This window comes from Enterobacter cloacae complex sp. IR5418, from assembly GCF_049238105.1.
GTDB lineage: Bacteria > Pseudomonadota > Gammaproteobacteria > Enterobacterales > Enterobacteriaceae > Enterobacter > Enterobacter hormaechei.
Genome location: NZ_JBMKHS010000011.1, coordinates 97,005 through 109,816, shown reverse-complemented (window position 1 = coordinate 109,816; position 12,812 = coordinate 97,005). Strand labels below are relative to the sequence as shown.

At 57.2% G+C, this 12,812-nt stretch carries 8 protein-coding genes; 6 read left to right on the top strand and 2 right to left on the bottom strand.

Annotated elements, in window-relative coordinates:
* Positions 1–26 precede the first annotated feature (26 nt).
* Positions 27–1,445 (top strand): YchO/YchP family invasin, encoded by a 1,419-nt coding sequence (locus ACOTX7_RS11375; RefSeq protein WP_006810900.1) that lies wholly within the window; start codon positions 27–29, stop codon positions 1,443–1,445.
* A gap of 1 nt (position 1,446) precedes the next feature.
* Here the strand turns inward: ACOTX7_RS11375 and narL are convergent, their stop codons facing one another.
* Positions 1,447–2,097: a two-component system response regulator NarL gene (narL, locus tag ACOTX7_RS11370; RefSeq protein ID WP_003856701.1), complete on the bottom strand. Its 651-nt coding sequence runs from the start codon at positions 2,095–2,097 to the stop codon at positions 1,447–1,449.
* Positions 2,090–3,886, bottom strand: coding sequence for a nitrate/nitrite two-component system sensor histidine kinase NarX (gene narX, locus ACOTX7_RS11365; RefSeq protein WP_047353346.1), 1,797 nt, complete (start codon positions 3,884–3,886; stop codon positions 2,090–2,092). Before narX ends, narL begins: the two co-directional genes overlap by 8 nt.
* Before the next feature lie 309 nt (positions 3,887–4,195).
* Between narX and ACOTX7_RS11360 the strand changes: the two genes are divergently transcribed.
* The 5 genes from ACOTX7_RS11360 to narI all read left to right on the top strand — a co-directional run bounded on the left by ACOTX7_RS11360 (position 4,196) and on the right by narI (position 12,635).
* Positions 4,196–5,593: a NarK family nitrate/nitrite MFS transporter gene (locus ACOTX7_RS11360; protein ID WP_221256095.1), complete on the top strand. Its 1,398-nt coding sequence runs from the start codon at positions 4,196–4,198 to the stop codon at positions 5,591–5,593.
* Positions 5,594–5,975: 382 nt separating this feature from the next.
* The gene (locus tag ACOTX7_RS11355) at positions 5,976–9,719 is read left to right on the top strand and encodes a nitrate reductase subunit alpha (protein ID WP_221256094.1); all 3,744 of its coding nucleotides are present in this window, start codon (positions 5,976–5,978) and stop codon (positions 9,717–9,719) included.
* Positions 9,716–11,251, top strand: a complete 1,536-nt coding sequence (gene narH / locus ACOTX7_RS11350; protein ID WP_017384243.1) for a nitrate reductase subunit beta — start codon at positions 9,716–9,718, stop codon at positions 11,249–11,251. Before ACOTX7_RS11355 ends, narH begins: the two co-directional genes overlap by 4 nt.
* Positions 11,248–11,958: a nitrate reductase molybdenum cofactor assembly chaperone gene (gene narJ, locus ACOTX7_RS11345; RefSeq protein ID WP_221256093.1), complete on the top strand. Its 711-nt coding sequence runs from the start codon at positions 11,248–11,250 to the stop codon at positions 11,956–11,958. The genes narH and narJ overlap by 4 nt, the downstream gene beginning before the upstream one ends.
* Complete coding sequence (narI, locus tag ACOTX7_RS11340; protein ID WP_006810894.1) at positions 11,958–12,635, top strand: respiratory nitrate reductase subunit gamma; 678 nt, start codon at positions 11,958–11,960, stop codon at positions 12,633–12,635. Before narJ ends, narI begins: the two co-directional genes overlap by 1 nt.
* Positions 12,636–12,812 lie beyond the last annotated feature (177 nt).

The window sequence follows — 12,812 nt, the reverse complement described above, 5'->3', positions numbered from 1 at the left end:
TGTTTGTTCATAAACACAGGTTCTGATTGACGACGTTGAAGGCTGTATCGTCCCGCATCCGTTTTCTTCTGTTACTCCCCCTTCTTACGGCTGGAGCCGTTCACGGTGCGCCGAAATCCTTCGTGCAGCAGGCGCAAAATCCGTTTGATAACAACGGCGACAGTCTGCCGGATCTGGGTATGGCGCAACCGACCAGCGAAGGTGAAAAGCACCTGGCTGAAATGGCAAAAGCCTTCGGGGAAGCCAGTATGACCGATAACGGCCTGACGGCCGGGCAGCAGGCGCGACAGTTCGCGTTCGGTCAGGTGCGGGATGCCGTCAGCGGGGAGGTTAACGAGCAGATCGAATCCTGGCTTTCACCCTGGGGGAACGCCAACGTCAATGTATTGGTGGATGACGACGGTAACTTCAACGGCAGCAGCGGAAGCTGGTTTATCCCCTGGAACGATAACAGCCGTTATCTGAGCTGGAGCCAGCTTGGCCTGACGCAGCAGACAGACGGGCTGGTGAGCAACATCGGGGCAGGCCAGCGCTGGGTTGCCGGTGACTGGCTGTTGGGCTACAACACTTTTTACGACAATTTGCTTGAAGACAACCTGCAACGTGCCGGATTGGGGGCTGAGGCGTGGGGGGAAAACCTGCGTCTGTCGGCCAATTACTACCAGCCGTTCGCTGGCTGGCAGCCGCGTTCCGACATCCGTGAGCAGCGCATGGCGCGCGGATACGACGTGACGGCCAAAGCCTGGCTTCCCTGGTTTCATCATCTGAACACCAGCGTCAGCTTTGAACAGTATTTTGGCGATAACGTCGATCTGTTTAACAGCGGTACGGGGTATCACAACCCGGTGGCGGTCAACCTGGGGCTGAACTATACCCCCGTTCCGCTGGTCACCCTGACGGCTGCCCATAAGCAGGGGGAGAGCGGCGTTAGCCAGAATAACCTCGGGCTGAAACTCAACTATCGCTTTGGCGTGCCGCTGGCGAAACAGCTTTCCGCCGGTGAAGTGGCAGCGACGCGCTCGCTGCGGGGCAGCCGCTATGATTCACCCGAGCGCGATAATCTCCCGGTCATGGAATTTCGTCAGCGCAAGACCCTTTCTGTCTATCTGGCTACGCCGCCGTGGGATCTTAAACCGGGCGAAACTGTCATGCTGAAGCTGCAAATTCGCAGCACGCACGGTATCCGTCAGATCCACTGGCTGGGTGATACCCAGGCCCTGAGCCTGACTTCACCGACAAACAGCAACAGCAGCGATGGCTGGAGCGTAATCATGCCCGCCTGGAACGACGCGGAAGGGGCGAAAAACGAATGGCGGCTCGCGGCCGTGGTGGAAGATAAGGATGGGCAGCGTGTCTCTTCCAATGAGATCACGCTTTCCGTGGTGCAACCGCTCGTCGCAATGCCTGACGACGATCCACGGTGGAAGTTGCTGCCGGATGAGTAAGTTAAAAAATGCGCTCCTGATGCACCCAGACGGCGGCTTCGACGCGGGATTTTAGCTTCATTTTCTTCAGCATGTGTTTCACATGCACTTTGACCGTACTCTCGGTGATGTCCAGACGGCGGGCGATCATTTTGTTAGGCAGACCCTGGGCAATCAGCTTCAGAATGTCGCGTTCGCGCGGGGTCAACTGGCTGACGTCACGGTCAGACGTGGCGCGGTTCGCACGCAGGCTGGCGGCCAGCACCGGCGTTAACGCTTCACTCAGCACCATCTCGCCTGCGGCAGCCTGTTGCAGCGCCTTGAGCAGATCTTCCGGCTCCATATCTTTCAGCAGATAGCCGTCTGCCCCACGCTTGAGGGCCGTGACCACGTCTTCTTCATGGTTGGAAACGCTAAAGACCACCACCCGGCCAGAGAGGGATTTCTCCCGCAGCTTGTCGAGGGTTTCAAGGCCATTCATGCCCGGCATGTTGAGATCGAGCAAGATCAAATCAGGATCGAGCGATTCGGCAAGTTCAATACCCTGTTCGCCATTGCTGGCTTCCCCGACGACGGTGATATCTGGCGCCATGCTGACAAGCTGTTTAACGCCGGTACGCAGCATCGGATGATCGTCAATCAACAGGATAGATGCCGGTTCCTGATTAGTCATGGTTTTCTCCTTGAGCAGTTATGAGGGGCTTTTCGGGTATAAAGGTGACCACGACTTCGGTGCCACCTGACTCTCCCCGGCGAACCTGGCAATCACCGCGCAGGCTTTGCGCGCGGTCTCGCATGATAATTAAACCATAGTGGTTCGTTCGTTCGGCATTTTCCGGCACGCCGCGGCCGTTATCCTGAACCCTGAGCTTGACCTGATTGTCCTGGCAACTGACGGTCACCGTGACGGCCGTCGCTTCGGCATGCTTGAGCACGTTGCTCAGGGCTTCACGGGCAATTTGCAGCAAATGGATCGCCTGGTGAGAGGGGACAAAACGCGGTGGAAGCTGGTAATCCAGCTTCACCGGGAAGCCCAGCCGGGCGCTAAATTCCTGACAGCTGGATTCCAGCGCAGGGCGCAGCCCCGGCTCGGTGAGCTGCAAACGGAAGGTGGTCAGCAGCTCGCGAAGCTGTATCCACGAGGTGTTCAGTTCGTTGCGGATTTGGCTGAGCAACGCTTTGTTGCTCTCGGGCATCCCTTCGTCCTGCATTTGCAGGCAGCTCACCTGCATCTTCATGCAGGAGAGGGACTGGGCAATGGAGTCATGCAGCTCGCGGGCGATGGTGGCGCGCTCCTCCATGACGATCAGCTGCTGCTGTTTTTCCTGGTGACGGTCGAGCGCCAGCGTGGCCGTGAGCTGCTCAACCAGCGTATCCACCAGCTGCTGCTGGTCGTGGCTGAGATGGCGCCCCGCAGGCAAGGTTGCCAGTAAAATACCGTATTGGGTATGAGCGTCCATCAGCCGCCACTTCAGGGTTGTGCCGCTGGTGGTGAGCGGAGGCAACCCGCGCGGGCACAGATGACACCCTTTATCGTCGCAGGAGATATCCGACTGGCAGGTAAATTCCTGGTGGTTTTCCTCATCTTCAACGTCGTAAACCCGTAGCTCAAGATCGTGGAGCAGCGTCAGGTTTTGCAGGCCGTTCAGTACCGGCGAGAGACGCTCGCAAAGCGGGACCTGCATATGCAGGCGGCGGTTCGCCTGCCACAGGAAAGAGAGGATCTCGTTTTTCTGCTCAAGCCCGGCGGTTTTTTCCTGGACGCGTTTTTCCAGTACCGCGTAGCTTTCTGATAGCTCCGCCGACATGGTATTGAGCGCCTCGCCGAGCATCGCCATTTCGTTGCGTCCGCTGATGTGCGTGCGTTGGGTAAAATCGCGCTGGGTGACGGCGCGGGCCATCGCCAGCAGCTGTTTCCAGGGATTAAGCAACCGTGCGCGCAGCCAGATCACCGTGAAAATCAGCAGTAAGCCCATAAACAGCGCCATTGCGCGGTGAACCATCACCACACGGTCAATGCGTAACTCTGTGGTGCGATCGAACGAGGAGACAAGATGATCGATACGTGACACAAACCCGGCGACATCCTGGGCGACCGTTTCCCGATCTTTCGCCCGCTTTAACCCGGGCTCCAGCTGGGTATGCCAGTAGCCCTGAAGTGCCTTAAGCTGCAACTGCTGACCGTCACGGATCGCGGCTCTTTCCAGCTCAGGGCTGAATGCGGTACGCTCCATTTCGTCGATAAGCGATTGGTCAGCCTGCGTCAGCGGTACCGACGCCAGCAGCCGGTAACTCTGCATACGTAACGAGCCTGCCTCGTTGATGGCATGCGCATTACCCTGTACACCCTGTACCAGCCAGCCAGAAATAGCCATGCCGGTCACACCAATTGCGGTGGACAGCAGAACAATGAGCGCCAGCTGGTTAACCAGCGTCAGCGGGGATAAACATCTTTTTAACATAGAGTTGCCGGGCTCCTGACGTGACCTGATTGCAGGAATGGCGCTATTCTGGTGCATACCCTGGAGTATACCCATACCAATAAAGGATTACCTCTAAATTGCCAGAGGGGTAACGGTTAGTGGGTGGACGAAGCAGGGATGCGTCAGCACCGTGAAAAACCACACCTTTTTTACGTTTTGCATCTACTCATTAAGAGTGATGGCTTTTTTTTCGCCGCAAAACCTCCCACTTTTCCTTTGATTTATATCAACTTACCGCCGCTCTAAAGCCCTAATGTTTGCAGCATCATTCGAGAATCAGAGGTGTCTATGAGTCACTCTTCCGCTCCCGAAAGGGAAACTGATGCCGTAATTACAGACTGGCGTCCAGAGGATCCGGCGTTCTGGCAACAGCGCGGCCACCGTGTAGCAAGTCGTAATCTGTGGATTTCCGTTCCATGTCTGTTACTGGCGTTTTGCGTCTGGATGTTGTTCAGTGCGGTTGCGGTTAACCTGCCAAAAGTGGGCTTTACCTTTACCACCGATCAGCTGTTTATGTTGACCGCGTTGCCGTCGCTTTCAGGCGCACTGCTGCGTGTTCCTTATGCCTTTATGGTGCCGGTCTTTGGCGGTCGCCGCTGGACGGCTTTCAGTACCGGGATCATGATCGTGCCGTGCGTGTGGCTCGGTTTTGCGGTGCAGGATACCTCCACGCCGTTTAGCGTATTCGTGATTATCTCTCTGCTGTGCGGTTTTGCCGGGGCGAACTTTGCGTCCAGTATGGCAAACATCAGCTTCTTCTTCCCGAAAGCGAAGCAGGGCGGCGCGCTGGGCATTAACGGTGGCCTGGGTAACATGGGCGTGAGCGTGATGCAGCTGATTGCTCCGCTGGCGATCTCTGTCTCTATCTTTGCAGCCTTTGGTGGCGGCGGTGTGACGCAGCCCGACGGCTCTGTGCTGTTCCTGCAAAACGCCTCCTGGATTTGGGTTCCGTTCCTGGTGGTCTTTACCCTGGCGGCGTGGTTCTTCATGAACGACCTGTCCGCGTCCAAAGCGTCCCTGAGCGAGCAGCTGCCGGTTCTGAAACGCGGCCACCTGTGGGTGATGGCGCTGCTGTATCTGGCGACCTTCGGCTCGTTCATCGGTTTTTCCGCAGGCTTTGCCATGCTGTCGAAAACCCAGTTCCCGGACGTGCAGATCCTTCAGTTTGCCTTCTTCGGTCCGTTTATTGGTGCGCTGGCACGTTCGCTGGGCGGCATGATCTCCGACCGTCTGGGTGGGACGCGCGTTACGCTGGTGAACTTTGTTGTAATGGCGATCTTCTGTGCGCTGCTGTTCCTGACGCTGCCTGCGGGTGGTGAGGGCGGTAACTTCTTTGCCTTCTTCGGCGTCTTCATGGTGCTGTTCCTGACGGCCGGGCTGGGCAGTGCGTCTACATTCCAGATGATCTCTGTCATCTTCCGCAAGCTGACCATGGACCGCGTGAAAGCGCAGGGCGGAAGCGACGAGCAGGCGATGCGTGAAGCCGCCACCGATACCGCTGCGGCGCTTGGGTTTATCTCTGCGATTGGCGCAATTGGCGGCTTCTTCATTCCAAAAGCGTTCGGTATCTCACTGGATCTGACCGGCTCTCCGGCGGGTGCAATGAAGGTATTCCTCGTCTTCTATATCGCCTGCGTGGTTATCACGTGGCTGGTATATGGCCGTAATACCAAGAAAAACAAGTAAGCTTGATTATCCGTTTGCGCGGCCTGAGTGCCGCGCTTTTTTTATTCTCACAATAGTTACAACATACTAATGAATCTTACAGAGTTCGCACGCAGGTCACGCTGTGATCTCCATCGCTTTGCAGGTGTCTCTACCCCTTAATACCTAAGATGTTAAATTTTGCCTCGCTTATTGTACGATAAATAAAATATATCCATATAAATCATAAAGTTAAAAAATATTAACGGCTACCGCTTTGGTGGTATTTGATCTAATACCCCCCCCTCAGAGACCCCCTCCGCCTTGATCGTTATCAATTCTCACCATCTTTCATAGCGTTACCTTCGCTGCAAATCAGCAATGTCGATTTAGAGAGCCACAGGCTCCATACAGGAGATACCCGATGAGCAAATTTTTGGACCGGTTTCGCTACTTCAAACAGAAGGGTGAAACTTTTGCCGATGGGCACGGCCAGGTTCTGGATACCAACCGGGACTGGGAAGACGGTTACCGTCAACGCTGGCAGCATGACAAAGTTGTCCGTTCTACCCACGGCGTAAACTGCACTGGCTCATGTAGCTGGAAGATTTTCGTTAAAAACGGTCTGGTGACCTGGGAAATGCAGCAGACCGACTATCCGCGTACCCGTCCGGATATGCCGAACCATGAACCGCGCGGCTGCCCGCGTGGGGCCAGCTACTCCTGGTATCTCTATAGCGCCAACCGTCTGAAATACCCGCTGATGCGTAAACGCCTGATGAAAATGTGGCGTGAGGCGAAAGTACAGCACAGCGATCCGGTTGATGCCTGGGCCTCCATCATTGAAGATGCCGACAAAGCGAAAAGCTTTAAGCAGGCGCGTGGTCGCGGTGGTTTCGTTCGCTCTTCCTGGAAAGAGGTGAACGAGCTGATTGCGGCGTCCAACGTCTACACCGTGAAAACTTACGGTCCTGACCGCGTGGCAGGCTTCTCGCCAATCCCGGCGATGTCGATGGTCTCTTACGCCTCTGGCGCGCGCTATCTTTCGCTTATCGGCGGGACCTGCCTGAGCTTCTACGACTGGTACTGTGACCTGCCGCCTGCATCTCCGCAGACCTGGGGCGAGCAGACCGACGTGCCGGAGTCCGCTGACTGGTACAACTCCAGCTACATCATTGCCTGGGGCTCTAACGTTCCGCAGACCCGTACCCCGGATGCGCACTTCTTTACCGAAGTCCGTTACAAAGGGACCAAAACCGTCGCGGTGACCCCGGACTACGCCGAAATCGCCAAACTGTGCGACCTGTGGCTGGCACCGAAACAGGGTACCGATGCCGCAATGGCGCTGGCGATGGGCCACGTCATGCTGCGTGAATTCCATCTCGACAAGCCAAGCCAGTACTTCACCGATTACGTGCGCCGCTACACCGACATGCCAGTGCTGGTGATGCTTGAAGAGCGTGACGGCTATTATGCGGCGGGCCGTATGCTGCGTGCCGCGGATCTGGTGGACGCGCTGGGTCAGGATAATAACCCTGAGTGGAAAACGGTCGCCTGCAACAGCAACGGCGAGCTGGTGGCGCCAAACGGTTCTATCGGTTTCCGCTGGGGCGAAAAAGGCAAATGGAACCTGGAACAGCGTAACGGCACCACCGGTGAAGAGACGGAACTTCGCCTCAGCATGCTGGGCAGCCAGGACGAGATCGCCGATGTCGGCTTCCCGTACTTTGGTGGCGAAGGTTCCGAGCACTTCAACAAGGTTGAGCTGCAAAACGTTCTGATGCATAAACTGCCGGTGAAGCGCCTGCAACTGGCCGATGGTTCTACCGCTCTGGTCACCACGGTTTATGACCTGACCATGGCGAACTACGGCCTGGAGCGCGGTCTGAACGACGAAAACTGCGCGACCAGCTATGACGACGTGAAGGCTTACACCCCCGCCTGGGCGGAGCAGATCACCGGTGTGCCACGCGCCCAGATCACCCGTATCGCCCGCGAATTTGCGGAAAACGCCGACAAAACCCACGGTCGCTCCATGATCATCGTCGGCGCGGGTCTCAACCACTGGTATCACCTCGATATGAACTATCGCGGGCTGATCAACATGCTGATCTTCTGCGGCTGCGTCGGTCAGAGCGGCGGCGGCTGGGCGCACTACGTGGGCCAGGAAAAACTGCGTCCGCAGACCGGCTGGCAGCCGCTGGCGTTTGCCCTCGACTGGCAGCGTCCGGCACGTCACATGAACAGCACCTCCTACTTCTATAACCACTCCAGCCAGTGGCGCTACGAGACGGTCACCGCGCAGGAGCTGCTGTCGCCGATGGCGGATAAATCCCGCTACAGCGGCCACCTGATTGACTTCAACGTGCGCGCTGAACGCATGGGCTGGCTGCCGTCTGCGCCGCAGCTGGGCACTAACCCGCTGCGCATTGCGGAAGCGGCGAAGCAAGCGGGCATGTCGCCGGTGGACTACACCGTTAAATCCCTCAAAGACGGCTCAATCCGCTTCGCGGCAGAACAGCCGGAGAACGGTAAAAACCATCCGCGTAACCTGTTCATCTGGCGCTCCAACCTGCTGGGCTCGTCCGGTAAAGGGCACGAGTACATGCTGAAATACCTGCTGGGTACCGAGAACGGTATTCAGGGTAAAGATCTCGGCAAGCAGGGCGGCGTGAAGCCGGAAGAGGTGGAATGGAAAGATAACGGTCTCGACGGCAAGCTGGATCTGGTGGTGACGCTGGACTTCCGTCTGTCCAGTACCTGCCTGTACTCCGATATCGTGCTGCCGACTGCCACCTGGTACGAAAAAGACGACATGAATACCTCGGATATGCATCCGTTTATTCATCCGCTGTCCGCGGCCGTTGACCCGGCGTGGGAATCAAAGAGCGACTGGGAAATCTATAAAGACATCGCGAAGAAATTCTCCGAAGTCTGCGTGGGTCACCTGGGCAAAGAGACCGACGTGGTGACGCTGCCCATCCAGCACGACTCCGCTGCCGAACTGGCGCAGCCGCTGGACGTGAAGGACTGGAAAAAAGGCGAGTGCGACCTGATTCCGGGTGTGACCGCGCCGCACATTATTCCGGTTGAACGTGATTACCCGGCGACCTACGAGCGCTTTACCTCTATCGGTCCGCTGATGGAGAAAATCGGTAACGGCGGCAAAGGCATCGCCTGGAACACCCAGAGCGAAATGGACCTGCTGCGCAAGCTCAATTACACCAAAGCAGACGGCCCGGCAAAAGGCCAGCCAATGCTGAACACGGCGATTGATGCCGCAGAGATGATCCTGACCCTGGCCCCGGAAACCAACGGCCACGTGGCGGTGAAAGCCTGGGCGGCGCTGAGCGAGTTTACCGGTCGTGACCACACGCATCTGGCGAAGAATAAAGAGGAAGAGAAAATCCGCTTCCGCGATATCCAGGCCCAGCCGCGCAAAATCATCTCCAGCCCGACCTGGTCAGGGCTTGAAGATGAGCATGTGTCTTACAACGCCGGTTATACCAACGTTCACGAGCTGATCCCATGGCGCACGCTTTCTGGCCGTCAGTCTCTGTATCAGGATCACCAGTGGATGCGCGACTTCGGTGAAAGCCTGCTGGTTTACCGTCCGCCAATCGACACCCGCTCCGTGAAAGCGGTGATGGGGGCGAAATCGAACGGTAATCCTGAGAAGGCGCTGAACTTCCTGACGCCGCACCAGAAGTGGGGTATCCACTCCACCTACAGCGACAACCTGCTGATGCTGACCCTGTCGCGCGGCGGTCCGATTGTCTGGATGAGCGAAGCGGATGCGAAAGATCTGGGTATCGAAGATAACGACTGGATCGAAGTGTTCAACAGCAACGGTGCCCTGACGGCCCGTGCGGTGGTGAGCCAGCGTGTCCCGGCCGGAATGACCATGATGTACCACGCGCAGGAACGTATCGTTAACCTGCCGGGGTCGGAAATCACCGAGCAGCGCGGCGGTATTCACAACTCCGTGACCCGTATTACGCCGAAGCCAACCCACATGATCGGTGGCTATGCGCAGCTGGCCTACGGCTTTAACTACTACGGCACCGTAGGATCGAACCGCGATGAGTTCGTGGTGGTACGTAAGATGAAGAATATTAACTGGTTAGATGGCGAAGGTAATGACCAGGTACAGGAGAGCGTAAAATGAAAATTCGTTCACAAGTCGGCATGGTGCTGAATCTGGATAAATGCATCGGCTGTCATACCTGCTCGGTCACCTGTAAAAACGTCTGGACCAGCCGCGAAGGTATGGAGTATGCCTGGTTCAACAACGTCGAAAGCAAGCCGGGCACCGGCTTCCCGACCGACTGGGAAAACCAGGAGAAGTGGAAGGGCGGCTGGATCCGTAAAATCAACGGCAAACTGCAACCGCGCATGGGTAACCGTGCCATGCTGCTCGGTAAAATCTTTGCTAACCCGCATCTGCCGGGCATTGATGATTACTACGAGCCGTTTGATTACGACTATCAGAACCTGCACAACGCGCCGGAAAGCAAACACCAGCCGATCGCCCGTCCTCGCTCGCTGATCACCGGTCAGCGGATGGACAAAATTACCAGCGGTCCTAACTGGGAAGAAATTCTGGGCGGCGAGTTCGAAAAACGCGCCAAAGACCAGAACTTCGAAAACATGCAGAAGGCGATGTACGGCCAGTTCGAAAATACCTTCATGATGTATCTGCCGCGCCTGTGCGAGCACTGCCTCAACCCGGCGTGCGTGGCGACCTGCCCAAGCGGCGCCATCTACAAGCGTGAAGAAGACGGTATCGTCCTGATCGACCAGGATAAGTGCCGCGGCTGGCGTATGTGCATTACCGGCTGCCCGTACAAAAAAATCTACTTCAACTGGAAGAGCGGTAAGTCTGAGAAGTGCATCTTCTGCTACCCGCGTATCGAAGCCGGTATGCCGACCGTCTGCTCGGAAAGCTGCGTAGGCCGTATCCGCTACCTCGGCGTGCTGCTGTACGACGCGGACGCAATTGAAAATGCCGCAAGCACCGAGAACGAGAAAGATCTGTATCAGCGCCAGCTGGACGTCTTCCTCGATCCGAACGATCCGAAGGTGATTGAGCAGGCGCTGAAAGACGGCATTCCGCAGAGCGTGATTGACGCAGCGCAGCAGTCCCCTGTGTACAAAATGGCGATGGACTGGAAGCTGGCCCTGCCGCTGCACCCGGAATACCGCACGCTGCCGATGGTCTGGTACGTGCCGCCGCTGTCTCCAATTCAGTCTGCGGCGGACGCGGGTGAACTGGGCAGCAACGGCATCCTGCCGGACGTTGAAAGCCTGCGTATCCCGGTTCAGTACCTGGCGAACCTGCTCACCGCAGGGGATACCCAGCCGGTGCTGCTGGCACTGAAACGTATGCTGGCGATGCGTCACTTCAAACGTGCAGAAACCGTTGATGGCGTTAACGATACCCGCGCGCTGGAAGAGGTTGGTCTGACCGAAGCGCAGGCGCAGGAGATGTACCGCTACCTGGCGATTGCTAACTATGAAGATCGTTTCGTGGTGCCGAGCAGCCACCGCGAGCTGGCTCGCGAGGCCTTCCCGGAGAAAAGCGGGTGTGGCTTTACCTTTGGCGATGGTTGCCACGGGTCAGACAGCAAATTCAACCTGTTCAACAGCCGCCGCATCGACGCGATGGATGTGACCAGCAAAACGGAGCCGCACCAATGATTGAACTCGTCATTGTTTCGCGTCTGCTCGAGTACCCGGATGCTGCACTTGTGCAGCATCAGCATGAACTCTTTGATGCACTCGCGTCATCTGAAAATCTGGATAAAGAGGATGCCCAGCGGCTTGGCGTTTTCCTCCGCGACCTGCTGGCGCGCGATCTGCTCGATGCGCAGGCGGACTACAGCCAGCTGTTTGACCGTGGCCGCGCGACGTCGCTGCTGCTGTTCGAACACGTTCACGGTGAATCCCGCGACCGTGGTCAGGCGATGGTGGATCTGATGGCCCAGTACGAGCAGCACGGTTTGCAACTCGACAGCCGCGAGCTGCCGGATCATCTGCCGCTATATCTGGAATATCTGGCACAGTTGCCGAAAGAGGAAGCGCTGGGTGGGTTGCAGGACATCGCCCCCATTCTGGCGTTGCTCGGCGCGCGTCTCCAGCAACGTGAGAGCAGCTATGCAGTGCTGTTCGACCTGCTGGTGAAACTGGCTAACGCCTCGGTGGACAGTCAAAAAGTGGCGGAAAAAATCGCGGATGAAGCCCGTGACGATACCCCACAAGCGCTGGATGCGGTCTGGGAAGAGGAGCAGGTTAAATTCTTTGCTGACCAGAACTGTGGCGAATCTGAAATCTCAGCGCATCAGCGTCGTTTTGCCGGCGCGGTGGCTCCGCAATATTTGAATATCTCTAACGGAGGACAGCACTAATGCACTTCCTGAATATGTTCTTCTTTGACATTTACCCGTATATCGCGGGCACCGTGTTCCTGGTGGGAAGCTGGCTGCGTTATGACTATGGTCAGTACACCTGGCGTGCTGCCTCCAGCCAGATGCTGGATCGTAAAGGGATGAACCTGGCGTCAAACCTGTTCCACATCGGGATTTTAGGGATTTTCGCCGGTCACTTCCTGGGGATGCTGACGCCGCACTGGATGTACGAAGCGTGGCTGCCGATTGAAGTGAAGCAGAAGATGGCGATGATCGCCGGTGGTGCCTGCGGTGTGATGACTCTGGTGGGTGGTCTGCTGCTGCTGAAACGCCGTCTGTTCAGCCCACGCGTGCGGGCGACCACCACGGGCGCGGACATTCTGATCCTCTCCCTGCTGATGGTGCAGTGTGCGCTGGGCCTGCTGACCATTCCGTTCTCTGCACAGCATATGGACGGCAGCGAAATGATGAAGCTGGTGGGATGGGCGCAGTCCGTGGTGACCTTCCACGGCGGAGCGTCTGAGCATCTGGACGGCGTGGCGTTTATCTTCCGCGTTCACCTGGTGCTGGGGATGACGCTGTTTGTGCTGTTCCCGTTCTCCCGCCTGGTGCACATCTGGAGCGCGCCGGTGGAGTACCTGACGCGCAAATATCAGATTGTGCGCGCGCGTCGCTGATTCGATGTTGTGATACAACCCCGCATTTGCGGGGTTTTTTTTGTCCTGGAGCCAGGGATTCGTGCGGATGTCGCTGTGGATGCCGGGTGGCGGCTGCGCCTTACCCGGCCTACAGACCCTATTTGTAGCCCCGGTAAGCGAAGCGCCACCGGGGAAAACAGGCAGGGAAGGATTACT

Bases quoted from the DNA above. Each gene is read 5' to 3' on its own strand.
- narL (WP_003856701.1), bottom strand. From the start codon at position 2,097: ATGACTAATCAGGAACCGGCATCTATCCTGTTGATTGACGATCATCCG.
- narX (WP_047353346.1), bottom strand. From the start codon at position 3,886: ATGTTAAAAAGATGTTTATCCCCGCTGACGCTGGTTAACCAGCTGGCG.
- ACOTX7_RS11360 (WP_221256095.1), top strand. From the start codon at position 4,196: ATGAGTCACTCTTCCGCTCCCGAAAGGGAAACTGATGCCGTAATTACA.
- ACOTX7_RS11355 (WP_221256094.1), top strand. From the start codon at position 5,976: ATGAGCAAATTTTTGGACCGGTTTCGCTACTTCAAACAGAAGGGTGAA.
- narH (WP_017384243.1), top strand. From the start codon at position 9,716: ATGAAAATTCGTTCACAAGTCGGCATGGTGCTGAATCTGGATAAATGC.
- narJ (WP_221256093.1), top strand. From the start codon at position 11,248: ATGATTGAACTCGTCATTGTTTCGCGTCTGCTCGAGTACCCGGATGCT.
- narI (WP_006810894.1), top strand. From the start codon at position 11,958: ATGCACTTCCTGAATATGTTCTTCTTTGACATTTACCCGTATATCGCG.